Annotated in this window: 22 protein-coding genes and 4 pseudogenes; 12 read left to right on the top strand and 14 right to left on the bottom strand. The window is 61.1% G+C overall.

Going from position 1 to position 23,543, the window contains the following annotated elements; all coding sequences use genetic code 11:
- The first annotated feature begins 77 nt into the window (after window positions 1-77).
- The 3 genes from ACZ1HK_RS14335 to ACZ1HK_RS14325 all read left to right on the top strand — a co-directional run bounded on the left by ACZ1HK_RS14335 (window position 78) and on the right by ACZ1HK_RS14325 (window position 3,142).
- Window positions 78-2,024 carry a lytic transglycosylase domain-containing protein gene (locus tag ACZ1HK_RS14335; protein ID WP_472629263.1) on the top strand — a complete coding sequence of 649 codons (1,947 nt, stop codon included), beginning with the start codon at window positions 78-80 and terminating at the stop codon, window positions 2,022-2,024.
- Window positions 2,025-2,065: 41 nt separating this feature from the next.
- Window positions 2,066-2,539 carry a tryptophan-rich sensory protein TspO gene (gene tspO / locus ACZ1HK_RS14330; RefSeq protein WP_472629262.1) on the top strand — a complete coding sequence of 158 codons (474 nt, stop codon included), beginning with the start codon at window positions 2,066-2,068 and terminating at the stop codon, window positions 2,537-2,539.
- Window positions 2,540-2,821: 282 nt separating this feature from the next.
- Window positions 2,822-3,142, top strand: a complete 321-nt coding sequence (locus ACZ1HK_RS14325; protein WP_472629261.1) for a hypothetical protein — start codon at window positions 2,822-2,824, stop codon at window positions 3,140-3,142.
- Window positions 3,143-3,257: 115 nt separating this feature from the next.
- On the opposite strand, the gene infB is transcribed toward ACZ1HK_RS14325, so the two are convergent.
- The 7 genes and pseudogenes from infB to ACZ1HK_RS14290 form a co-directional block, all read right to left on the bottom strand.
- Entirely contained in the window at window positions 3,258-5,738 is a 2,481-nt protein-coding gene (gene infB / locus ACZ1HK_RS14320) for a translation initiation factor IF-2 (protein ID WP_472629260.1), read from the bottom strand.
- On the bottom strand, window positions 5,735-6,367 hold the full coding sequence (locus ACZ1HK_RS14315; RefSeq protein ID WP_472629259.1) for an RNA-binding protein: 633 nt from the start codon (window positions 6,365-6,367) through the stop codon (window positions 5,735-5,737). The genes infB and ACZ1HK_RS14315 overlap by 4 nt, the downstream gene beginning before the upstream one ends.
- A gap of 25 nt (window positions 6,368-6,392) precedes the next feature.
- Window positions 6,393-8,165 carry a transcription termination factor NusA gene (gene nusA / locus ACZ1HK_RS14310; RefSeq protein ID WP_472629258.1) on the bottom strand — a complete coding sequence of 591 codons (1,773 nt, stop codon included), beginning with the start codon at window positions 8,163-8,165 and terminating at the stop codon, window positions 6,393-6,395.
- Window positions 8,166-8,170: 5 nt separating this feature from the next.
- Window positions 8,171-8,757: pseudogene (rimP, locus tag ACZ1HK_RS14305) on the bottom strand (ribosome maturation factor RimP).
- A 133-nt stretch (window positions 8,758-8,890) separates the two neighbouring features.
- Complete coding sequence (locus tag ACZ1HK_RS14300) at window positions 8,891-9,175, bottom strand: hypothetical protein (protein ID WP_472629257.1); 285 nt, start codon at window positions 9,173-9,175, stop codon at window positions 8,891-8,893.
- A gap of 122 nt (window positions 9,176-9,297) precedes the next feature.
- A complete protein-coding gene (locus ACZ1HK_RS14295; RefSeq protein WP_472629256.1) occupies window positions 9,298-9,690 on the bottom strand; it encodes an I78 family peptidase inhibitor in 393 nt (130 codons plus the stop codon).
- A gap of 100 nt (window positions 9,691-9,790) precedes the next feature.
- On the bottom strand, window positions 9,791-10,066 hold the full coding sequence (locus ACZ1HK_RS14290; RefSeq protein WP_472629255.1) for an I78 family peptidase inhibitor: 276 nt from the start codon (window positions 10,064-10,066) through the stop codon (window positions 9,791-9,793).
- Window positions 10,067-10,141: 75 nt separating this feature from the next.
- On the opposite strand from ACZ1HK_RS14290, the gene ACZ1HK_RS14285 reads away from it, so the two are divergent.
- From ACZ1HK_RS14285 to ACZ1HK_RS14275, 3 genes and pseudogenes are all read left to right on the top strand, one after another.
- The gene (locus ACZ1HK_RS14285; RefSeq protein WP_472629254.1) at window positions 10,142-11,254 is read left to right on the top strand and encodes an S-(hydroxymethyl)glutathione dehydrogenase/class III alcohol dehydrogenase; all 1,113 of its coding nucleotides are present in this window, start codon (window positions 10,142-10,144) and stop codon (window positions 11,252-11,254) included.
- Between the two features lie 36 nt (window positions 11,255-11,290).
- Complete coding sequence (locus ACZ1HK_RS14280; RefSeq protein ID WP_472629253.1) at window positions 11,291-11,710, top strand: hypothetical protein; 420 nt, start codon at window positions 11,291-11,293, stop codon at window positions 11,708-11,710.
- Window positions 11,711-11,842: 132 nt separating this feature from the next.
- A pseudogene (locus ACZ1HK_RS14275) lies at window positions 11,843-12,555 on the top strand (NYN domain-containing protein).
- On the opposite strand, the gene ACZ1HK_RS14270 reads toward ACZ1HK_RS14275, so the two are convergent.
- Window positions 12,552-13,184 (bottom strand): TetR/AcrR family transcriptional regulator, encoded by a 633-nt coding sequence (locus ACZ1HK_RS14270; protein ID WP_472629252.1) that lies wholly within the window; start codon window positions 13,182-13,184, stop codon window positions 12,552-12,554. The pseudogene ACZ1HK_RS14275 and the gene ACZ1HK_RS14270 overlap by 4 nt on opposite strands.
- Before the next feature lie 119 nt (window positions 13,185-13,303).
- Here ACZ1HK_RS14270 and ACZ1HK_RS14265 point away from each other — a divergent pair, with 119 nt between their 5' ends.
- From ACZ1HK_RS14265 to ACZ1HK_RS14250, 4 genes are all read left to right on the top strand, one after another.
- Window positions 13,304-14,242, top strand: coding sequence for an AEC family transporter (locus ACZ1HK_RS14265; RefSeq protein WP_472629251.1), 939 nt, complete (start codon window positions 13,304-13,306; stop codon window positions 14,240-14,242).
- A 73-nt stretch (window positions 14,243-14,315) separates the two neighbouring features.
- The gene (gene fghA / locus ACZ1HK_RS14260) at window positions 14,316-15,149 is read left to right on the top strand and encodes an S-formylglutathione hydrolase (protein WP_472629250.1); all 834 of its coding nucleotides are present in this window, start codon (window positions 14,316-14,318) and stop codon (window positions 15,147-15,149) included.
- Window positions 15,149-15,772 (top strand): HAD family hydrolase, encoded by a 624-nt coding sequence (locus ACZ1HK_RS14255; RefSeq protein WP_472629249.1) that lies wholly within the window; start codon window positions 15,149-15,151, stop codon window positions 15,770-15,772. The genes fghA and ACZ1HK_RS14255 overlap by 1 nt, the downstream gene beginning before the upstream one ends.
- Window positions 15,769-16,677 carry an ornithine cyclodeaminase family protein gene (locus ACZ1HK_RS14250; RefSeq protein WP_472629248.1) on the top strand — a complete coding sequence of 303 codons (909 nt, stop codon included), beginning with the start codon at window positions 15,769-15,771 and terminating at the stop codon, window positions 16,675-16,677. The genes ACZ1HK_RS14255 and ACZ1HK_RS14250 overlap by 4 nt, the downstream gene beginning before the upstream one ends.
- Here ACZ1HK_RS14250 and ACZ1HK_RS14245 read toward each other — a convergent pair.
- Complete coding sequence (locus tag ACZ1HK_RS14245) at window positions 16,674-17,921, bottom strand: MFS transporter (RefSeq protein ID WP_472629247.1); 1,248 nt, start codon at window positions 17,919-17,921, stop codon at window positions 16,674-16,676. The genes ACZ1HK_RS14250 and ACZ1HK_RS14245 overlap by 4 nt on opposite strands.
- Before the next feature lie 145 nt (window positions 17,922-18,066).
- On the opposite strand from ACZ1HK_RS14245, the pseudogene zapE reads away from it, so the two are divergent.
- A pseudogene (gene zapE / locus ACZ1HK_RS14240) lies at window positions 18,067-19,142 on the top strand (cell division protein ZapE).
- 151 nt (window positions 19,143-19,293) lie between these two features.
- Window positions 19,294-19,884, top strand: a complete 591-nt coding sequence (locus tag ACZ1HK_RS14235; RefSeq protein WP_472629246.1) for an ASCH domain-containing protein — start codon at window positions 19,294-19,296, stop codon at window positions 19,882-19,884.
- Here ACZ1HK_RS14235 and ACZ1HK_RS14230 read toward each other — a convergent pair.
- The 5 genes and pseudogenes from ACZ1HK_RS14230 to ACZ1HK_RS14210 all read right to left on the bottom strand — a co-directional run bounded on the left by ACZ1HK_RS14230 (window position 19,819) and on the right by ACZ1HK_RS14210 (window position 23,475).
- On the bottom strand, window positions 19,819-20,460 hold the full coding sequence (locus ACZ1HK_RS14230; RefSeq protein ID WP_472629245.1) for a LysE family translocator: 642 nt from the start codon (window positions 20,458-20,460) through the stop codon (window positions 19,819-19,821). The two genes, ACZ1HK_RS14235 and ACZ1HK_RS14230, sit on opposite strands and share 66 nt — an antisense overlap.
- Before the next feature lie 38 nt (window positions 20,461-20,498).
- Window positions 20,499-20,900, bottom strand: a complete 402-nt coding sequence (locus tag ACZ1HK_RS14225) for a c-type cytochrome (protein WP_472629244.1) — start codon at window positions 20,898-20,900, stop codon at window positions 20,499-20,501.
- Between the two features lie 102 nt (window positions 20,901-21,002).
- Window positions 21,003-21,647, bottom strand: a complete 645-nt coding sequence (locus ACZ1HK_RS14220) for a CatA-like O-acetyltransferase (protein ID WP_472629243.1) — start codon at window positions 21,645-21,647, stop codon at window positions 21,003-21,005.
- Window positions 21,637-22,155, bottom strand: coding sequence for a hypothetical protein (locus tag ACZ1HK_RS14215; RefSeq protein WP_472629242.1), 519 nt, complete (start codon window positions 22,153-22,155; stop codon window positions 21,637-21,639). The genes ACZ1HK_RS14220 and ACZ1HK_RS14215 overlap by 11 nt, the downstream gene beginning before the upstream one ends.
- Window positions 22,156-22,208: 53 nt before the next feature.
- A pseudogene (locus tag ACZ1HK_RS14210) lies at window positions 22,209-23,475 on the bottom strand (bifunctional folylpolyglutamate synthase/dihydrofolate synthase).
- Window positions 23,476-23,543: the final 68 nt, after the last annotated feature.

Genomic DNA, 23,543 nt, shown 5'->3' with positions numbered 1-23,543 from the left:
TTCGTGAGTTGCGTCTGTGGATAACTGCCCTATCCTCCCTGCCCGGGGGATTTGACGAAACTGGAGACGCCGCCACAATGCGACGCCTGATATCCCTGTGCCTGATTGCCGTTCTCGGAACCGCACCCGCGACCCTTTCTGCGCAAACCGACCCCGAGGCTTTGGCCGCCGCGCTGGAGGCCTACAATCGTGGTGATCTAGCCGGTGGGTCTGAAGCGGCACAGAACATCGAAGACCCGATCGCGTTGGATCTGTTGGCGTGGACACGTCTGCGTCGCGGCGAAGGGGATTTCGGGGAATACATATCCTTTGTGGAGCGAAACCCGGATTGGCCGGGTCTGCCCTACCTGCGCCGCCAGGGAGAACCTTCGATCCCAGACGGAGGCGATCCACAGAACGTGCTGGACTTCTTTGCGGATGAATTGCCGCAAACGGGCGCAGGCGCGCTCGCCTATGCCCGCGCCTTGGAAGAGACCGGCAATCGCGCCGCTGCCGAGGCAGAGGTTATTCGCGCCTGGACCTCACTTGTGATGACGGGACCGCACGCGCAGGCACTGAACCGCGCCTATGGCTCCATCCTGACACAAGACCATCATATCGCGCGCCTTGATCATCTGCTGTGGGAAAATGCAGAGGATCGCGCCCGCGCCATGTTCTCGCTGGTGCCTGAAGGTTGGGTTGCGATGGCCGAGGCCCGCCTTGCGCTGCGCGACCGACGCGCCGGTGTGAATGAATTGATCGACCGTGTGCCTACCTCGCTGCAAAGCCATCCGGGCCTGTCTTATGAACGCTTCCTCTGGCGCATGGCCGAAGGGTATTGGGACACGGCTGCCGAATTGATGATGGAACATTCCGAAAGCGCCGATGGATTGGGGCGCCCCGAGGCTTGGGGCCGGCGCAGGTCTGATCTGGCACGGGATGTCATGCGGGAAGGCAACCACGAAGCCTGTTATCGCTTTGCCTCCTCCCACCGCATTGACGCGTCTGTCGATTATCGTCGTTTCTCCGATCTGGAATGGATCGCTGGGTATTGCGCGTTCCAGCTTGGCAATTACGACCGCGCCATCGCGCATTTTGGCGATTTCCGGGAAGTTGTGTTCTCTCCCATCTCGGTCGGCCGGGCAGGCTATTGGCTTGGGCGTGCCCATGAGGCCGCCGGGAACGCAGAAGCGGCGGCTGAGGCCTATGCCCTTGGGGCGCAGTACCAGTCCAGCTTCTATGGTCAGCTGGCGCAGGAGCGTGGCGGTTACCCTGTGAACCCCGAATTCCTGGGCGACCGCGACTACGGGAATTGGGCAACGGCCGAGTTCACGAACCTGCCCGTCTTCCATGCCGCAATGCTGCTTTACACGGCTGATCAGCGCGCACTGGCCGAACGGTTCTTCACCCACATCACGGAAGGTCTGGACGAGCGCGAGGCAGGTATGATGGGCGATCTGATGCTGGATCTGGGAGAGCCGCATTTCGCCCTCGTCGTGGCCAAACGCGCCGCGCAATCAGGGCATGAGATCTTCCGGGCTTACTATCCACTGGCCGATCTTGAGGACGTTTCGCTGCCCATCCCACGTGCCTTTGCCCTGTCCATCGCGCGCCGCGAAAGTGAGTTTGACCCAGTTGTTGAATCCGGGGCCGGTGCCCTGGGGCTGATGCAGGTCATGCCTGCCACTGGCCAGGATTCGGCGGGCGAACTTGGCATCGACTTTTCGCTTTCCCGTCTGCGCAACGATCCCGCCTATAACGTGCTGCTGGGATCGAACTACATTGCCGGACTGCTGGAAGCCTACGATGAAAACCCGATCCTTGTATCGGTCGGCTATAACGCAGGCCCTGGTCGCGTGCGGTCCTGGGTGGATCGGTTCGGGGATCCGCGTGACGCCGAAGACATCATCGATTGGATCGAAGATGTCCCCTTCTCGGAGACACGCAATTACATCATGCGTGTGATCGAAAGCCTGCCCATCTACGAGGCACAATTGACCGGCGAACTGCCCACCCTCGGGCTGAGTGAACGCCTGCGGCAGTAAGGCTGGGTGGACGTTCCAGCGGTTTGCGATAGGTAAGTCCTATGGATTGGTCTGTGTTCCTTTTGTTTCTTGGCGCCTGCTGCGCCGCTGCCGCGACCGGGTCGATGTTTCCGCCCGGGCCATGGTACCGCGCATTATCGAAGCCAAGCTGGACCCCGCCCGATTGGTTGTTTCCCGTCGCCTGGACGATCCTCTACATCGCCTCCGCCGTTGCGGCCGCGCGCGTTGCGGTGTTGGACGGTAACGCCCACGCCATGGGGTTCTGGGCCATGCAGATTGCCCTGAACACCTTGTGGACGCCCGTGTTCTTCGGGTTGGAGCGGATCAGGGCCGGCATGGTCGTGCTGGTCTTGCTTTGGCTGGCAGTATGCGGCGCCATGATAAGCTTCTTCGCGCTTGATGCTTTGGCGGGCTGGTTGATGGCACCCTACCTTCTGTGGGTTACGGTTGCCGGAGCGCTGAACCTTGCTGTTTGGCGGCTTAACCCCAGGCAGGCATCCGGCGAGTCGGCCTGAGCCGCACCGAATCTTCCAAATATTTCAAACCCCATGCCCGTTTCTCACGCCCCCGCGACTGGCGTTCACGCGGGCGTGGGGTTCGTGCAGGGCCTGAGCATGTCTGTGCACATACGCACCTATATCCGCTATTTCTCGCGCTTCCGTGTATGGAATGCGAGGCCACTCCCCCTCATATTCATCTCATCGGACGGCCACAGAGGCTCTCCACCGAAACCAAACCAACCCCGGGCCCCCTCCCAAATCAGGCCCACACACACAAAACTGAGTAGGACCAGTACAATGAAAAAGATCGCTCTTATCGCCGCCGTCGCCGCTACCGTTGCCGCCCCGGCCTTCGCCCAATCCGCAGCCTCCGTCGCCGCGATCCAGCACTTCAACCTGTCTGAAGACAGCGCGCTGGAGCGCACCAACGTGAACGGTGTTGGCCAGTCGGTTTCGCCCAACGGCGCGCTTGGCACCACCTTCAGCGTCCTCAACGGCACGCAAGACGTCGCCTCCGACCTGCGCGGCGTGAACGGCGCGACGCTGGTCAACGGCCAGCCCGCTTACGGCGCAGACATCTTCGACCGCCTGCGCGCAGCCTCGCTTGAGGACGAGTAAGACTTCTCCGGTTTCTCTCCCCGGACGCGCCCCTCACTGGAAACGGTGGGGGGCGTTTTCATACGAAAAAGGGCGCCCGGTGGGGCGCCCTTTTGTGGTCTGGGATGGAACGGGGTTAGGTGAGCGAGCGCTCAACCTCTTCCCGTTCGAAGATCTCGATGACGTCGTTCGGACGGATATCATCGTAATTCTCGAACGCCATGCCACATTCCTGGCCCGACTGAACCTCTTTCACTTCATCCTTGAAGCGCTTGAGCGTTTTCAGAGTGCCTTCGTGGATCACAACATCGTCGCGCAGCAGGCGCACACCGGCGGAACGGCGCGCAACACCTTCGGTGACCAGACAACCGGCAACATTGCCGACGCCTGTGACGCGGAAGGTTTCCTTGATCGTCGCATAACCGATGAAGTTCTCGCGGATCTCGGCCCCCAACAGGCCGGAAGCAGCGGCTTTCACGTCATCAACAAGGTCGTAGATCACGCTGTAGTAGCGGATCTCCACGCCCTTCTGGTTGGCTGATGCACGCGCGGGCGCGTTGGCACGGACGTTGAAGCCAATGACCGGCGTGCCGGAAGCTTCTGCGAGGCCGATATCGGATTCCGTAATCGCGCCCACACCGTAGTGCAGGACCCGAACGCGGACCTCGTCATTGCCGATCTTCTCAAGCGCCTGAACAATTGCTTCGGCGGAACCTTGAACGTCTGCCTTCACAACGATCTGCAACTCAGCCACGTTCTGATCGGCCTTTGCGTTGGCGAGAAGCTGATCGAGAGTCGTGGCAGCACCGGCGGCGGCACGTTTGTCCTTGGCGGCTTGCTCGCGGTATTCCGCGATCTCACGCGCCTGCGCTTCGGTATCAACCACGTTGAGGACGTCACCAGCCTCAGGCGTGCCATTGAGGCCAAGCACCTCGACCGGAACGGAAGGACCGGCTTCCTTGACGCGCTCACCCTGGTCGTTGACCAGCGCGCGGACCTTACCCCACTGCTCACCCACGACAAAGATATCGCCCTGCTTGAGCGTGCCATTTTCGACCAGCACGGTGGCGACCGGGCCGCGGCCCACATCGAGCTGTGCTTCGATCACGGCACCTTGAGCGGCACGATCGGGGTTGGCCTTCAATTCCAGCAATTCGGCCTGGAGCGCGATGGCTTCCAGAAGTTCAGGAAGGCCCTGGCCGGTCATGGCCGACACTTCGACGTCCTGCACTTCGCCCGACATCGCCTCAACAATCACCTCATGCTGAAGCAGATCGGTGCGCACCTTCATCGGATCGGCCGCGGGACGGTCGATCTTGTTGATGGCCACGATCATTGGCACTTCTGCTGCCTTGGCGTGGTTAATCGCCTCGATCGTCTGGGGCATCACGGCGTCATCCGCCGCAACAACCAGAACCACGATATCCGTCACTTGCGCACCCCGGGCCCGCATCGACGTGAACGCGGCGTGGCCGGGTGTGTCGAGGAAAGACAGCACGGCGCCACTTTCGGTCGTGACCTGATAAGCGCCGATATGCTGGGTGATCCCGCCGGCTTCGCCAGAGACGACATTCGCTTGACGGATCTTATCCAGAAGTGAGGTTTTGCCGTGGTCGACGTGACCCATGATCGTGATGACCGGCGGACGCGCCTGCAGATCTTCCGGGGCATCTTCCACCGCGTCGATCACATCCTCGACGTCGGCATCGGACACACGCTGCACGCGGTGGCCGAATTCCTCGACGATCAGTTCGGCAGTATCAGCGTCGATCACCTGGTTCTGGGTAACCATCATGCCGTTGTTCATCAGTGCCTTAACCACATCGGCGACCTTCTCGGTCATCCGGTTGGCGAGTTCTGAGACAACAATAGTTTCCGGCACCTGCACGTCGCGCGTGACCTTCTCGCGGTCGACCGAGCCGCCCATGGCCTTTTGGCGCTGACGTTCCTGCTTGCGCTTCATCGCAGCGAGGGAGCGCTGACGGCCGCCTTCACCTCCGGACAGCGCCTGGTTCACGGTCAGCTTGCCCGAGCGGCGACCACCGTCATTGCCGCGACCGCCACGGTCGTTGCGCTTGTTGTCACGCTCAGGCTCACGGCGGGCCGGGGCTTGCTTGGCACCGCCACGCGGTGCTGCAGCAGCACCTGCACCGGCGGCGGCCGCATCCGCAGCAGCGGGCGGCGGCGCATTGCGGCGTGCCTCTTCCTCAGCCTTGCGGCGGGCGTCTTCTTCTTCCTTGGCCTTAAGCGCCTCTTCGCGCTCACGCTCTTCGCGTTCCTTGGCCTCAGCCTCGGCGCGGCGGCGGGCACGTTCTTCTTCGCGCTCTCGCTCTTCCGCGACACGGCGTTCTTCGTCTTCCGCTTCGCGGGCCTTGGCGGCCTGCAAGGCTTTCAGACGGCGCTCCATCTCGGCGTCGGGGACCGACTTCTCACGCTTGCCGCCTTCAGCATTCTGGGCAGCAGCAGACTGGGCACCGGGCTTGGGCACCATCACGCGCTTGCGCTTGGTCTCGACAACAACAGACTTCGTCCGCCCGCGCGAGAAGCTTTGATTCACGCGGCCTGACCGAGCCCCACCAGAGAGGCCCAAAGGTTTTTTTCCGTCCTGATCGCTCATGCGTCTTTTTCGTCTTTCCCGGTGGTCTGGCCACCGTCTGCAATGCGCAGTCCCTGGAGTTTCGCCGCACCCTCTACAACACGGGGGGCGAGTCCACCAGCGGCAAGCGCGCCATGTATCACACTTTGGCGTCCGAATGCCAAACCCAATTCCTGGGCGGTCAGGACGCTGAAATACCGGGCCCCTTCCGGGGTCCAGAGTTTTGATTTTCCACGCTCTGACCCGTCGGAGGCCTGGAGCAATACCGCGACCTTCTTCGTGGCCAGCCAATCCTTCACTTTCTCGAAGCCCGCGACCGCCCCACCGGCCTTGCGATTGAGCGCGATCAGGTCTGTCAATCGGCGCGCCAATGCGGCCTCGACCCGGTCCACCAGATCTTCAGGCACCTGAACCTGTTGCCTGGCGGCCCGTGAGAAGAGGTTCTTCTTCACTGCAAGCTCAAGTGCCGCCCGATCCGCGCTGACCCAGATGCCTCGCCCGGGCAGCCGCTCCAGAATATCCGGCGCGATCTGCCCGTCAGGTGCCACCACGAACCGGATCAGGCCGCGCTTCGGCGCGACCTCACCCGTGGCGATGCACTTGCGTTCAGGACCATCACTCCGGTCCTTATGTCGGCCACCGCGGCTCATCGGCGCGGGCGCGGGCCAGAGGGCGTTAGCCCTCTGCCGCCTCCTCTGCAGCAGTCTCAAGCTCGGCAGCAGCTTGTGCCTCAAGCTCTTCGATGGTCACCCAACCAAGCTGAAGACGTGCGGTCATTACCATGTTCTGCGCCTCCTCAAGCGTTACATCAAAGGGTTCCAGAAGTCCGTCGTCCTTGACCCGCTCACCATCAACAGTTGTCCAGCCACCGGCCAGTTCCCAATCTGCGCAGGTTGCGAAATCGTCCAGCGTCTTCACGCCGTCCTCGCCAAGGGCCACCAACATTTGGGGCGTGAGGCCTTCAAATGCAATGAGGCTTTCCTCCACACCCAGTTCTTTCGCGTGTTCCAGCGCCTTTTTGTTCTGTTCTTCCAGATAATCACGGGCACGGGCCTGAAGCTCGTTCGCCGTGTCTTCGTCGACGCCATCGATCACGAGCAGTTCATCGAGTTCCACGTAAGCCACTTCCTCAAGAGCCGTGAAGCCTTCGGACACCAGCAGTTGCGCAAAGAATTCGTCTAGGTCGAGCGTGTCCATGAACAGCTTCGTGCGCTCTTCAAACTCTGCCTGACGGCGCTTCGATTCCTCTTCCTCGGTGAGGATGTCGATATCGAGGTTTGTCAGCTGGCTTGCCAAACGCACGTTCTGGCCACGGCGACCAATGGCCAGCGAAAGCTGCTCATCCGGCACCACGACTTCGATCTTGCCGGCGTCCTCATCCAGAACAACCTTCGTCACCTCGGCGGGCTGGAGCGCGTTCACCAAGAACGTCGGCGCGTCTTCGTTCCACGGGATGATGTCGATCTTTTCGCCCTGAAGCTCATTCACAACCGCCTGCACGCGGGAGCCGCGCATACCAACACAGGCACCCACAGGGTCGATGCCGCCATCGTAGGAGATCACAGCGATCTTGGCGCGCGAACCGGGGTCACGGGCCACAGCCTTGATCTCGATGATGCCGTCATAGATTTCCGGCACTTCCATCTTGAACAGCTCGGCCATGAATTCCGGCGCAGTGCGGGACAGGAAGATTTGGTGGCCGCGATTCTCACGACGCACATCCTTGATGTAGCAGCGGATGCGGTCGCCGTTGCGATACGCTTCGCGCCCGATCTTTTCGTTGCGACGCAGCTGCGCTTCGCCCGCGCCCACATCGACGATGACGTTGCCGTATTCCTCACGCTTGACGACACCGTTGATAATGGTGCCCGCGCGATCCTTGAATTCTTCGTACTGACGGTCACGCTCGGCTTCGCGAACCTTCTGCAGGATCACCTGCTTGGCCGACTGCGCGGCGATGCGGCCCATTTCGACCGGTGGAACCTCATCGGCGATCATGTCGCCGAGGACAGGCTCAACGTTCTGGTCGATGCCTTCGGTCAGGATGCGGTCCGTTTCCGTAGGGGCACGCAGGACGAAACGCTTCACGTCCTTGGTCTCAATCAGCTCACCTTCTTCGTCGTAGATGTGCGATTTGGCATTGAAGACGACAACGTTCGGACGGTCGCCCTTGATCAACGCAGTCGCTTCCTCCGGCGGCATCTCAGCCTTGTCGTTTTCCAGGATTTCCGGATCAGTCACGGTGCGCACGCGGGTGAAGGTCGCGCGGCCCGTCTTGCGGTCGATGGACACGCGGATATCAAGCTCGCTGCCGTAGCGGGACTTCGCAGCGCGGGCGAGGCTCTCTTCCATCGCCTCGACCACCAGATTGGGGTCGATCATCTTCTCGCGTGCCACGGCTTCCGCGGTTTGCAACAGTTCCAGCTGGTTGGCTGATGTGATGGCCATGGGTCTTACTCCTCAGGCGTCGAGGGCTCTTCCTCGATTTCGTCAAATTGGGTTTCGTCGATGATGCCCGCATCTTTGCGTTGCTTGAGCATCTCTTTGATCAGGTCGTCGGTCAGGACGAGTTTCGCGTCGCTGAGCCAATCGAAATTCAGGCCCACGGTCTGCGTCTCGCCGTTCACGTCGAGGTTCAGGAGGACATCTTCGCCCTCAACACCCGCGATCACACCTTTGAAGCGGCGGCGACCGTCGATCATGTCAGTTGTCTCGATCTTGGCCTCATAGCCTTCGAAGGTCTCAAAATCCTTCAGACGTGTCAGGGGCCGGTCAATACCGGGACTGGAAACTTCCAGCGCATAGGCGTCTTCAAGCGGGTCTTCGACGTCGAGCACCACGGAAATGGCATTAGAGATCTCGGCACATTCATCCACCTCGATTCCGCCTTCGGGGCGTTCGGCCATGATTTGCAGCGTGTTCGTCTTGCCGCCCATCACGCGGATGCGCACAACCTCGAACCCCAGGTTTTCAATCACCGGGGTCAGGATTTCGGCCATGCGACGGTCGATGGCGGCGTCTTTGCGATCAGATCGGACATAGGTGCCTAAAACGAAAAAGCGGGCCGTGCGGCCCGCTGAAAGTGTCGGTGGTGCCGGAGTGTCCGACGCCGCTGTTGAGGCGGATATAGGGGAATCACCCCCAAGCGCAAGGCGCGGCGTGCCAGTGCCCAATCACCCGCAATAGACAGTCGCGATATAGCCGGTTTCGTCCAATCCGATGTTGAGCCGTTCGGGTAGATAGATCGTTGCACGGATCGTAGTGGGTCGGACCAAGACCCCATGCTCAGGCAGCGCGGTCGCGCTGACATGGGTGCCAATCAGGTCCTGAAAATGCTCCGCCCCGCAGGGGGTCGCTTCTACGGGAGCGGCCTCTGGCGCAGTTCCCTGCGCCGCACCTATGGAAGTGGTCAGTGCAACGATAAAAGCCGCGGTGGCGATCGTTCTGGAAACGGGCATTTGAAAATCCTCGATGTGAACAAGCAATTGCAGGTCGTAATCATTTGTTTGATGCGGTATCGCCCCCAATCCTTGGATGTGGGCCGAAAATTCCGCCCACACCTGAAAGACGGCCGATCAGATCACCCGCAATAGACGCGCGTGATGGTGCCATGGTTGTCGTGGGCAATGTTCAGACGATCCGTGCGGTAGTCGAATGTCACGACCGTGCCCGGGCCGATCACACGCGCGCCGCCAGGAACTGGCGTATTTTGAATATTGTGCCCCACAAGGAATTGCGCGTGGGCCGCCCCACAATCCTGACCTTGCACTGGCGTGGGCACGCCTTGGCCGGGAGGAGTCCAACCGCCAACGACGCCTGGCGTGATGGGGGCACCAATGGCCGGTCCACCGATGATGCCGTTATGCCAGCTACCGGGGCCGGTATGGCCAATGCCAATGGATTGTGCGCTGGCAGCCAGCGGGGTGAGGGTCACAAGAAGGGCGGCGGCAATCGCCTTGAAGGAAGGGGTCATTGTCAATCTCCGAAATTTAAAATCTGGAGATGTCATGGCCTGGGGACGGCTGAAATACTACTCACGAGCGCGTAGGGTAAGGACAACCCTAACCTGACCCTCAACCGCAACTGATGCGCGTGATCGTGGCCCCATCATGCGAGACATTCATACGGCTCGGGTTGTAATCCGTCGTTACCAGATCAGCGGGGCCAATCCGCCGCACGCCGCCGGGGGCAGTGACGCTGCTTGCCGCGCCAAGCGGCTGACCCACAAGCCCCTGGACCGCTTCAGCCCCGCAAGCGTTGGGGTCATCGAAACCCGGGCCGAAGCCCGTCTCGACCGGCTGACACGCGGCGATCACGAAAATGAAAGGCAAAAGCGTAAACCGGGTCATGCTATCCTCCGTTGCTTTGGCTTTCAGATTGTCACAGTCTGAGGTCAAAGCAAGTCTGTGGGAGGACTAGGAAAAATGCGGACACGTGCAGCCGTCGCGCTTGAAGCGGGCAAGCCACTCGAAGTTATGGAAGTGAACCTAGAAGGCCCGAAGGCCGGTGAGGTTCTGGTGGAAATAAAGGCCACCGGCATTTGCCATACGGATGAATTCACGCTCTCGGGCGCGGACCCCGAAGGCCTGTTTCCCGCGATTCTGGGCCATGAAGGTGCGGGCGTCGTGCTTGAGGTCGGGCCGGGCGTCACTTCGCTGGAACCCGGCGATCACGTCATCCCACTTTACACCGCGGAATGTCGGGAATGCGAATACTGCCTGCATCCCAAGACAAACCTCTGCCAGAAGGTCCGCGCGACCCAAGGCCAAGGCCTGATGCCCGACGGCACCAGCCGCTTCTCGATGCTCGACGGCACGCCAATCCTGCATTACATGGGCTGCTCGACCTTCTCGAACCACACGGTTCTGCCCGAGATTTCGCTTGCGAAAGTCCGCAAGGACGCGCCGTTCGACAAGATCTGCTATATCGGCTGCGGCGTGACCACGGGCATCGGCGCCGTGATCTACACCGCCAAGGTCGAGATCGGCAGCCGCGCGATTGTCTTCGGGCTCGGTGGTATTGGCCTGAACGTGATCCAGGGCCTGCGCCTTGCAGGTGCAGACCAGATTGTTGGCGTTGACCTGAACCCTGGCAAGGTCGAGATGGCCACCCATTTCGGCATGACCGATTTCGTGAACCCCTCCGAGGTTTCGGGCGATCTTGTGGGCCACCTTGTCGAACTGACCGGCGGTGGTGCCGATTACACCTTCGACGCCACAGGCAATGTCCAAGTTATGCGTGCCGCATTGGAATCGGCGCACAAGGGCTGGGGCGAGTCGATCATCATCGGCGTGGCGCCCGCAGGCGCGGAGATCTCGACGCGGCCCTTCCAGCTTGTCACCGGACGTTCCTGGCGCGGCACGGCCTTTGGTGGTGCCCGTGGCCGGACAGACGTGCCGCAGATCGTCGATTGGTACATGGACGGCAAGATCGAGATCGACCCGATGATCACCCACACCCTCAACCTCGACCAGATCAACGATGGCTTCGACCTGATGCATGAAGGCAAGTCGATCCGGTCCGTGGTCGTTTACTAACCCTTCCCCAAGAAAGACATTTTGAAAGGACCCCAAATGAAAAAGACGCTTATTGCAGCAACTCTTTCCTTTGCCGCCGCAGGCGGAGCACACGCCGAAGGTTGGACCGTGACCGACTTCTCGTCGATCGGCGATCTGGACACCTGCATGAATTACGCAGAGACAACCTTCAACACCTACCGCGCGCGCTTCGGTGGCGACGGTTTCACCGGCCGTTCAAACTGGACCATCGGCGGCTACGATCTTCGCGGCGAAGTCGTCGACGGCTTGTTCATCTGCGCCGAAGATGGCGGTTTTGTTGAGCCGTTCCTGGTCGTCTACAACTATGACGATGACAGCGACGCGCGTGAGACCATCGCGGATCGCCTTGGCGATATCTGGGATGAAGTTGTCGACGGAAACGGAGTACCCGGCGGCGCGGCACCGGCGACACCTGCCCCGGCTGCAACGAAGTAGACCGCTAGCGCCGATGCGCGACCTGAAAGGCCGTCCCATCCGGGATGGCCTTTTGCGTTTCCGGCGGGTCCGGGCGGTGGGTGGTGATCTGCGGACAGCTATGTCAGGCTGCCGCAAAACACCGGAGCAGACATGGCCAACGACACACCGCTTCTTGCCGTCCTGATTGATGCCGACAATACGAGCCACAAACACGCAAAGGCGATCTTTGATGAAATCGCTGGTTTTGGTGAGGCATCGGTGCGGCGCATCTACGGTGATTTCAGCTCATCCCATATGAAGGGCTGGTCGAACGTTCAGGCCGAATATGGGATCGTGCCCTTTCACCAGCCCGCGAACACGGTGGGCAAGAACGCCTCAGACATTGCATTGGTGATCGACGCAATGGACCTGATGCATTCTGGCCGGTTCGACGGCTTCGTGCTTTGCTCGTCCGACAGTGATTTCACGCGTCTGGCCAGCCGCATCCGGGAACAGGGTTTGGACGTATACGGAATTGGCCAGCAAAAAACGCCCGAAGCGTTCCGCAAAGCCTGCAAACGCTTCATCTTTATTGAGAATATCTTGCCCGAGGCGCCAAAGGGGAAGAGAAGTCAAACGGCAAGCCCGAAGCGCGCCCAATCAACGAAGCGCGCGATCTGATCTTCCGCGCCATGGATGCCATCGAGCAGGGCGACGATTGGTATTCGCTGGGGCAGTTGGGCCAATACATGACAGCCGCAAACCCCGATTTCGATACGCGCACCTATGGCAAACGCAAGCTGAGCGATCTCGTCGAAAGCCTGAAGATGATGGAAGTGAAGCGCGGCGCCGGCAATCAGCTATTGGTGCGGCGGCTGGATTAACCCGCAGCTTTTGGTGCGCGGCGATACCGGGCCAGGAACGTGCGCACCGCCTCATCAACGATGCGGTCGATCTCGGCCTCAGCGGGGTTCTTTTCGATCCCGAACATGACTTTCAACATCAGGTCCGTGCGGCAGAGCTGCGCAAGCTGATCGGCGGCCAGAAACGGATCTTCGATATCCAGAACGGCGCGTGCCTTGTCGCTGCTGAGGAACCCCGCGATCTTTTCGCCCCAATGCTTCGGGCCACTCAGGTAGAATGTCTCGCCCAGTTCGGGGAACCGCTTCGCCTCGGCTACGCACACACGGAACATGTCCTGGCCGAAATCGCTGAGGAAGAAGGTGATCAACTTCTTGCAGATCACGCAGAGCTTTTCCTCAACACTCAGGCCGGTCTGCTCAAACAGAACCTCAACCTCAGACTGGGCGTCGCATTCCAGTTTGAGCACTTCGAGGAACAGATGCTGTTTGTCCGGAAAGTAGGAATAGAGCGTGGCCTTCGACACACCGGCATCGCGCGCGATTTCATCGACAGACGCGCCTTCAAAGCCTTCCCGCATGAAGACAGCGCGCGCACCCGCGATGACCTGGTCGAACTTGCGACCTTTCTTGATCTGCGTCTCGGCATTCATATGAGTCGTCTTCCCTTCCTGACACCTATTGTAAACTAACCAGTTCAGTTTCGGCAAGCTGGACGTTTCGTCAGGTTTGGCATCTGGACAGCGCAGGGCCTGTGGCTTAGCGCTGAGCCATGGTCGACATCTTCCTGAAAACCCTGCCCTTCTTTGCGCTGATCGCGTTGGGGTTTCAGGCTTGCCGCACCGGGTTCTTCACGTCCGAGGCTGCGGCCTACCTGACAAAGTTCGTCTTCTACTTTGCGCTTTCGGCCATGCTGTTCCGGTTCGCTGCGAACCTGTCGCTGGCCGAGATCATCGATTGGCAATTTGTCGGCGCGTATCTGTCGGGCTGTATCGTCGTCTATCTTCTCGCAACCATCGTCGCGATGGCGCGCAAACGCCCGGTGACCGAGGCCGCGTTTGAGGCACAGTGCGCCGTGATCGGCAATGTGGGCTTTCTTGGCATTCCGATGCTTGTCGTTCTTCTGGGCGAGGCGGCGGCAGGCCCCGTAATCCTTGTGCTGTCGGTCGATCTGATTGTCTTTTCGAGCCTCATTGTGATCATCGTGACGGGCAGCCGCGACGGGCGGATGTCCCTTGGAGTGTTGCGCACCGTCGGGATCGGCCTTCTGAAAAACCCGATGATTGTGTCCATCGTTCTGGGCCTTGCCTGGTCCACGACCGGGTGGACCGTGCCGGGGCCGGTGAACGAATTCCTCGCCATCCTTGGTGCCGCCGCAACACCTGGCGCGCTGTTTGCCATCGGGGCTTCGCTGGCTGGCAAATCAGCAGAGCGGATGTCTGTCGCGGGTTGGCTGACCTTCTGCAAGCTTGTCTTGCACCCGGCCGCCGTCGCGGTAGCCGCGCTCTACCTATTTGACGTGCCAGATTACGATGCGGGCGTGATGATTGCCGCCGCCGCCCTGCCGGTTGCGGGCAATGTCTACATCCTTGCGCAGCATTACGGGGTTGCGCCACAGCGCGTTTCAGCCGCGATCCTGATCTCGACCGCTGTGTCGATCCTGACCGTATCCGCCGTGATCGCCTGGTTGGCCCCGCTCACCGGCACGTAAGGCCGGCACGTAAGGATTGCGTGCCGCCCCACCCCGCGTTAGGCAGTAAAAAACATGTGGGGGACCCGAGCAGATGGAAACGATTTCCGAGAACAAGGCCTTTGGCGGCACACAAGGTGTCTATCGCCACGCCTCCAACGCCACGCAGACCGATATGACCTTTGGCCTGTTCCTGCCGGAAGAGGCGCAATTCGGACCTGTGCCGGTGCTGTGGTATCTGTCGGGCCTGACCTGCACCCACGAAAACGCGATGAACAAAGCCGGAGCCCAAGGATGGGCGGCTGAGCAAGGGATTGCCCTCATTTTCCCCGACACCTCGCCTCGCGGCGACGGCGTGGCAGATGACGCGGCCTATGATTTGGGCCAAGGCGCGGGCTTCTATGTGAACGCGACCGAGGCGCCTTGGGCACAGCATTTCCAGATGTGGGACTACATCACCGAAGACCTGCCCAACGCGGTGTTTGAGCACTTCGCCCTCGACCCAGCGCGCCAGGCAATCACGGGCCATTCGATGGGCGGGCATGGTGCGCTGACCATTGCAATGCGGTTTCCCGAACGGTTCGCCTCGGTCTCGGCCTTTGCGCCGATCTGCAATCCGACCGATAGCGATTGGGGGCGCAAACAACTCGGCGCATATCTGGGCGCAGACGAAGACCTTTGGGCGCCCCACGATGCGACGCTTCTGATGCATGCCGCCGGCTTCGATGGCCCGATGCTGATCGACACCGGCGCGGATGACCAATTCGGCGACCTGCTCAAGACCGAGGCGCTGGCCCATGCCGCCGCCGCACGTCGCCAGCAGATGACGCTGCGGATGCAGCCCGGCTACGATCATTCCTACTTCTTCGTGTCGAGCTTCATGGAAGAACATATCGCCTTCCACGCCGACGCGCTCTACTCCGTCTGATGGGCGTTCAGGCGGTCATTTTCGACATCGGCAATGTGCTGATCGAGTGGCAACCTGAGCGGCACTATGACCGTGTGATCGGAGAAGACCGCCGCCGCGCTATGTTCACAGCGGTTGATCTGCATGCGATGAACGACCGGGTGGATCGGGGTGAGAATTTTCACGCAGTGGTGAAAGACTGCGCCGCCGCGAACCCCGATTGGCACGACGAGATCATGCTGTGGCACGACGACTGGCTGCACATGGCCAGCCCCGTGATCCCGCATTCCGTCGCCCTACTGCGGGCGTTGCGCGATCGCGGCGTGCCCGTGTTCGCTCTGTCGAATTTCGGGATCGAGACCTTTGACATCGCCACGCCAGTCTACCCGTTCCTGACCGAATTCGACCGCTCCTACATCTCGGGCCATATGGGAATCACCAAGCCGGACGCCGAGATTTATGCCCAGGTCGAGGCGGATTGTGGCCTATCGCCAGAGACCCTCCTTTTCGCTGACGACCGGACGGATAATATCGAGGCCGCAACGGCGTGCGGATGGCAGACACATCTGTTCGACGGGCCGCAAGGATGGGCAGACAGGTTGGTAAAAGAAGGCCTGCTGAGCACAGAGGAGGCACAGGCATGACCTTGATAATCGGACCGGAGGCCGAGGAAAAGCTGGATTGGATCGCACTAAGCGATGCGATTGAGGCCGGCCACCAGATGCCGCAGGCTCAGATCGACGACACATTCCTCTACCGGGGCGATGATACGCTTTTGTCCCGCGCGGCCTGGATTGATGGGCTGGGACAGTTGGTGAAAACGGCCACGATCTTCCCGGCCAACAAGGACGACGGAAAGCCTGTCATCCATGGCGGCGTTTGCTTGTTCTCGGACACTGACGGCACGCTAGAGGCGATCATCGACTTTCACTTGCTGACCAAGTGGAAAACGGCGGGCGACAGTCTGCTTGCCGCACGGAAACTGGCGCGGCCCGACAGCAAGAAGATCCTTCTGATTGGGGCAGGAAATGTGGTGCGCTCCATTCGACAAGCCTATGCGGCGGCGTTTCCAGATGCTGAATTCACCATCTGGAACCGGACCCTCGCCAACGTCGCCCATATCCGCGCGGACTTCCCCGACGTCTCTATCGCGCTGGACCTGCGGGAGGCCGTGGAAGCCGCTGACATCATCGCCACCGGCACGATGACAACGCAACCGATCCTCAAGGGCAAATGCCTGCAACCCGGCCAGCATATCGACCTGATCGGCGCCTACCGGCCCGACATGCGGGAGGCGGACGACGATTGTTTGCGCCGCGCGCGGGTCTTCGTGGACAGTCGCGCCACCACCTTCGGCCATATCGGTGAGTTGAAGATCCCGCTGGAAGAAGGCGTGTTCTTCGAGTCCGACGTCGTGGGCGACTACTACGACATGGATCGGTTCGAGCGTGGGTCTGACGACGAAATCACATTGTGCAAGAACGGCGGCGGCGCGCATCTGGATCTGATGGTGGCGCGTTACATCCTGGATGCGGTCAAAGCGCGTTAGGCCGCCATTGGCGTACGTTTGCCCAATGGGATTTCCTTGATCGGAAGATGCACAATCGCGCTCAGCGCGCCGACGCCCACACCCACCCACCACACGACGGTATAGTTGCCGTAGATGTCGTACATGAATCCCCCCAACCAGACACCTACGAAGCTGCCGAGTTGGTGGCTGAAGAAGACGATGCCATAAAGCGTTCCCATATGCCGCAGCCCATAGATGTAGCCGACAAGGCCAGACGTCAGCGGGACAGTGGCGAGCCAGAGCGAGCCCATGATGACCGAGAAAATGATAACCGATGTGGGTGTGATCGGCATCAGGATGAAGACGGCGGCTGCGATAGTGCGGCCGGTATAGATCAGCGCCAGCAGATTTTTCTTGGAATAGGTTTTGCCAAGGTAGGCGGCGAACAGCGTACCGCCGATATTCGCAAGCCCGATCAACGAAATCGCGATTGCGCCCAGGGCAGTCGTGGTCGTGATACCCATGGTGTGCAGCACGCCGCCGGGCGCGATGGGGCCGCAGTACTCGGTGATGAACGCGGGGAAATGAGCGGTCACGAAAGACAGCTGATAGCCGCAGGAAAAGAAGCCGATGAAGATCAATGTGAAGGACGGGTCGCGAAATGCTTTGCCCAGAATCTGCCCAAGGGTTTCATCAGCTTCGGGTGTGCTGGGCTTTTCGGGCGCCTTGAGCATTGGAAGGAAGAGAAGCGACGCAAAGATCATGCCAGCGAATATCAGGAACACCGTTTGCCAGGGGAACGCACTCAAAAGCGCCTCCGCCACCGGTGGGCCCACGACTTGCCCGGCTGAGCCGGCAGCTGTCACGATACCGAGCGTCAGGGAGCGATGTTCATCCGACGCGGCACGAGCGACCATGGCGAGGATTACGCCAAAGCCCGTGCCCGCAATGCCAAATCCTACAAGTATTTCAAGAATTTGGTGCTGCCCCGGCGTGATCGCATAGGCCGAAACAACCAACCCAATGACATAAAGCGCCACGCCCAGAGCGATGGCTTTACGGTCGCCGATCTTCTCGGCAATCGCACCGAAAATCGGCTGGCCAATGCCCCAGGCGAGGTTCTGGATGGCGATGGCCATCGAGAATTCGGCTCGCAGCCAGTTGAATTCTTCCGCAATGGGAATCTGGAACAGCCCAAAGCTCGCGCGGATCGCGAAGCTGATCAGGATGATGGCACAACCGCCGATCAGAACGGGCGTGATAAGGCGATCTGTGCGTTCCATTTTTGGCGTCCCTGGCACGGTTTTGGGCACTTTGGCGGGGGCATTCCAAATGGTCAAATCAGAGCTTTTGACCCGAGGGTTCACATTTCCTGATCATCTTGATTTCTATGGGCAAACTCGCCCTTCTTGCATACAGATTGACCCCATGTCGCAGCATTTGACCGCCATCTATGACACCCGCGTTGCCGAAGGCCTTCTTCGGCCCGATCCGGCGCAGCGTCTGGTCATCGACCTGCTGGAGCAAGTTCGCGAACGCCTGGAGGCCCCGAACGCACTGGTTTCCTCGCGCGATTCCGCAAGGCCGAGCCGATGGGCAAGCAGGGTCTTTACCTGTGGGGCGGAGTCGGGCGCGGCAAGTCGATGTTGATGGACCTGTTCTTTCAGCACGCCTCGGTTCCGGGCAAGCGGCGGGTGCACTTTCATGCCTTCATGCAAGAGGTTCAGGCTGCCCTGCACGAGGCCCGCAAGACGGGTGTGGAGGATGCCATCAAGCCGGTCGCCGACGACATCGCGCGCGATTTGAAGTTGCTGTGTTTCGACGAGATGCAAATCACCGATATCGCCGATGCCATGATCGTGGGCCGCCTGTTCGAGCGGCTGTTTGAAGCTGGGGTCGTGATTGTCACAACCTCGAACAGGCACCCCGCAAACCTTTATCAAGATGGGTTAAATCGGCAATTGTTCCTTCCGTTCATTGCCCTTCTGGAAGCGCGGCTGGAGGTGCACGAACTGGCCGCTGACACGGATTATCGGCAGGATCGTTTGGCTGGAGAGCAGGTGTGGTTCACGCCCGCGGACGCCAGTGCGAAAGCGTCAATTGACCTGATCTGGAGCGATCTGACCGGCGGCAAGGAAGAGGCGTTGATGTTGGAAGTGAAAGGGCGCGAGGTGGTGATCCCGCGCTTTTGGGCAGGGCAGGCGCGCGCGTCGTTCAACGACCTGTGCGGCAAGCCGCTGGGGCCTGCCGACTACCTCGCTTTGGTCGGTGCAGCGAAGGTTCTGGTTCTGGAAGACATCCCGAAGATGAGCCGTGAAAAGGCGAATGAGGCGAAGCGGTTCGTCACGCTGATTGATGCGCTTTACGAGGGGCAAGTCCGGCTGGTGGCGAGCGCCGCAGCCGCGCCTGAGGCGCTATATACCGAGGGAACCGGCGCGTTCGAGTTCGAACGTACTGCAAGCCGTCTGCGGGAGATGCAGGGGGCCGATTGGGGAAGCGCTTGACTAAAGAATTTCTTACCTGAGCATGTGCTTAAGTGATCGCCAGAATGCCGTAAACCCTGACCAAATGGTCACAGTTGCGTCCAACTGGTCACAATTTTCCTGAAAAAAGCGTCCATTTGGTCAGAGTTTGCCGCCGCGCTATCTGTGATCTATGACGCCGCCGATATCTCCTACCGCCCTTTCCGTTCGCCAACCGTCTGCCTGGGCGATCATCCACGGCGGCAAGGATGTCGAAAACCGTTCGCTCGGGTCGATCCGGGCGGGGCGGATGGTGCCGGGCCGCATCGCGATCCACGCGGCGATTGGCATGAAGCAGGCGGAGTACGACTACCTCGTCTGGCGATGGGCGCGGGATGGGGTGCGCGTACCGCGCCCCGATGTGCTGCCCCGGCGGGCGATCATCGGGACAGTCGAGGTGGTGGAGATCGTCACGCAAAGCGACAGCCCGTGGTTCGGGGGTGAGGCCGGTTTGCTGTTGCGCGACCCGGTGCCTTGTGACCCGATCCCGGCGGCCGGTGAGTTGGGATATTTCGAATGGACCGGCGGTGGCGCGCTGGCAGACCCATTGCCGTGGATGCGGGATTGGGGCGGCGCGGAGGGCGGGTTGTTCGATGACCTGCCGGTGCAGTTCGAGGCGGCGCCCGAGAAGCCGTTCGGGCGAAAGAAGAGTGATGCGCTAGGGCGTAGTGGCCCCGCGCTGCAACGCCGACCGCAGCAGGGCCAACCCGGCAATGGCGAATAATCCGGCGACGGCCCCGTCGATCCAGCGGCGCAGGCGTGCATAGCCCGCCCGGATGGTCGCGAGCGAGAACAGGGCCGCATAGGCCGCGTAGATCGCAAACCCAATGATGGCGCAGCCGCCCGTTGCCAGGGCAACGGCAACTAAACCGTCATCCTGGCGCAAACCCACAGCCAGGGCGGCCATCCAAGCCACGACCGCTTTCGGGTTGGACAGGTTCAGGATCAAGCCGCGCAGAAGCCAGCGGCCCGATGGCGCGACATCTGCGGCCTTTGGCAGGTCGACATCCCGGCGTAGGGCCGAGCGGGCCGCGCCATAGGCCAGCCATAGTAGGTAGCAGCCACCCGCGATCTTGATGGCAACCAAGAGATTTGTGGTGGCTTGCAGAACCGCGCCCAGGCCCGTGGCCGCGATGATGCCCCAAAAGGCGAGGCCAAACCCAAGACCCATTCCGAATTGCGCACCGGCTTTGCGGCCATGGCTGGCCGAGATCGTGCTGACCGCAAGGGTTGCCGGCCCGGGGGAGACGGCGACCACGAAAAACGCCAACAAGATGGAAAACAGACCGGTCCAATCCATTGCGCGCGCCTTTCGTGCTTTGCCCTTGTTACTGGACGTCAGCGTTGCACGGATTGCAGGTATTCGGAAAGCGCGATCAGGTCGGCGGGGATCGGGGTTCCGACGCCGTCTTCGACTTCAACGACGATGAGCGGCCCGAGATCATCGGCCCCGAACTCTGGCATGATGGTGCCGCGGCTTTGGTGGTAGGCGGGGCCGTAGATGGTGGCCATCGTCTCGATCTCAGGGAAGGTGCCGCCGTTGCGTTGGGCGATCAGGGTCAGGTCAGGCGCGTCGCCTGTGGCTGTCGGCAGATCGGACGACCCCCGCGCATTTGTGCCATGGCAAGCAGCGCAGTTTTCGGAAAAGACCTGCGCGCCACGGGTGACGCTGACCTGATCGTCGAGGGTGGGTGTGCAGGCCGCCAAAAGGATGGTGGCAATGACTGCGTGGCGTTTCATGATCCTGCTCCCTTTTGTTAGTTGGGAGAAGGTTAACGCAGAAATGCCGACCAGGGTTTGATGCAGATCAGACGGGGCGGGATCGGCAAAGGGTTGCTTTCGTCAGGCGGATCGGGTGACCGGAAGCGTGTCGAGCGCGTTTTGCGCAGCCTCGAAATAGGCCCCGACATGGGCGCCGTCGGCCAGCGCATGGTGCACCTCTAACGTCATGGGCATGGTGTGGCGGTCCCCGTCTTGGATGATCTTGCCCCAGCCGATGCGGGGGATGCAGTCGTCGGGGCCGGGCATGGCGTTCGTCAGCGACGTGTAATCGAGCCACGGCATGCAGGAGAGGTAGGCGAGATCGTCGCGCTGCCCGGAATTGGCGGACAGGTCGGTTTGATTGGCCGCCGCGTCGATCAAGGCCTTGGCGGTCGAGTCGAATGACGCGAAGTCGGGGTCGAAGGGAACGTAGGCGTAGTTGAAGCTGCCCGCCGTGGTGGGGACGGTCATGGACAGGTCCACGGCATCGTGGCGGATGACGGTGTTGCCGCGGAACCGCATGAGGAGTTCGGGCACGGCATGAACGCCTGCGCCGATGGCGTAGAGGCTCGCGCGGTACGGGGAGACGCCGGTGGGCTTCACCTGCGTCATCAAATGGGTCACGTCGAGGCGGGATGTGACGGCAAAGTGGGGCCGCGTATAGGTGCGGAAGAAATGGAATTGCGCGGCGCGGGGCCAGGTTGCGAGATCGACGCTATGTTCCATCAGCTTGTCGGCACGACTGTTTCGCAGACCAATTCCACATCCATGGGCTGCGCGAAGAGGGGGTGTTGGGGTCGATGGAGCTGTCTTCGACCCAGACATTGTTCACGCAGACATCCTGCGCGTAGTTCCCGCCGTTGAAGCCGAACCCATCGACCGCACCACAATCGTTGACGGAGCCGTTGGCGTTCCACTCCTGATACGAATTTTCGCTGCGGATGCCGCCGGTGGGGAAGCGGAGCGTGTCGGTATCAAAGCGGAGGGTCCAGGAAGTCTCGGGTGTCGCATCCCGCATGTTCCAGGAGCCGATGGCGACGCCGTCGAGGAAGCCGATGATCTGGAACTTGGTGACATCAGTTTCGGTGATGATCCCGGTGTTGAGATAGTCATCCGGAAACTCGATGACACCTTCGAGGGTGTAGCCATTCGCCCCGGTCCAGCAGAATTGGAACTGCACTGCATGGGCTGGCGTGGCGGCGAGCAGAGCGAGAAAAGGGAGGGTCAGGCGCATGGGACGAACGTGGTGTTTCCAGCGGATGGGGTCAACCGGTGGAATGCCTGCCCTCAGCCATTCGTCTTGAGGATTTCACCGGCCAGATAGAGCGAGCCGCAGATCAGGATGCGAGCGTGCGGGGTGTGGGCCGTGATGGACGCGAGGGCAGCTTCGACGCTATCGGCGGTGGTGGCTTTTAGGCCAGCTTCCGTTGCTGCCTTGGCGGTGTCCTCAGCGGACAGGGTCGCGGTTTGGCCCGGGATGGAAACGGCGGTGAGCGTCTCGGCATGGGGTTTGAGGGGCGCCATATAGCCAGTGACGTCCTTGGTGTTCAGCATCCCGCAGATCAGGTGCGTGGGGCGCGCGGGCAGCGGGTCGAGCGTGGCGGCAATGGCGCGGGCGGCGTGGGGGTTGTGGCCGCCGTCGAGCCACAGCTCGGCCTCAGGCGCGGCCTCTACCAAGGGACCTGTGCGCAAGCGCTGCATGCGGGCGGGCCAAGTCGCGTCCGTCATGGCGGCATCGGAGTTGCCTTGACCCAGCACACGCAGGGCGGCGATGGCGGTGCCCGCATTCTGGATCTGGTGCGGGCCAGCAAGGGCTGGCATCGGCAGGTCGAGCAGGCCGGTTTCATCCTGATAGATCAGGCGGCCCCGCTCCGTCGTGACGTGGAAGTGCTGACCATGGGCGAAAATCGGGGCGGAGAGGCCGCTGGCGCGCGCCTCGATCACCTCAAGCGCTTCGTCCTTTTGCGGGCCGATCACGACGGGGATGCGGGGTTTGATGATGCCCGCCTTCTCGAACGCGATGGCACCCAGCGTGTCACCGAGGAATTGCTGGTGGTCGAGGTCGACAGGGGTGATCACGGTCAGCGCAGGCTGGTCGACGACGTTGGTGGCGTCGACGCGGCCACCCAGACCGACTTCGAGCAGAGTGTAGTCGGCAGGCGTTTCAGCGAAGGCTTTGAAGGCGGCGGCGGTGGTGATTTCGAAATAGGTGATCGTCTCAGGGCCGTTGGCTTCGAGGCAGGTGTCGAGCAGGTCCGACAGCGTATCTTCGTCGATCAATTCGCCCGCCAGACGGATGCGTTCGTGGAAGCGCGCGAGGTGGGGGGAGGTATAGACATGGGTGCTGAGCCCCGCGCCCTCCAGCCCTGCGCGGATCATCGCGATGGTGGAGCCTTTGCCATTTGTGCCGGCGACGTGGATAACGGGGGAGTTTTGTCTGCGGCTCGCCCAAGGCGGTCAGGATGCGGTGCATCCGGTCGAGCGTCAGGTCGATGACCTTGGGGTGCAGGGTCATCATGCGGTCGAGAAGGGCGTCAGAGCGCGGCTGCGTCATGGGCTGTGCCTTGCGGATCGGGACAGTGGCGCTTTTGGCGAGGTCAGATCGCCTCCGGCGGGCATTTT

It is taken from the genome of Gymnodinialimonas sp. JB5-7 (assembly GCF_055693405.1).
The sequence above is the reverse complement of the archived record's forward strand: the minus strand, read 5'-3'. Positions and strand labels throughout refer to the sequence as shown.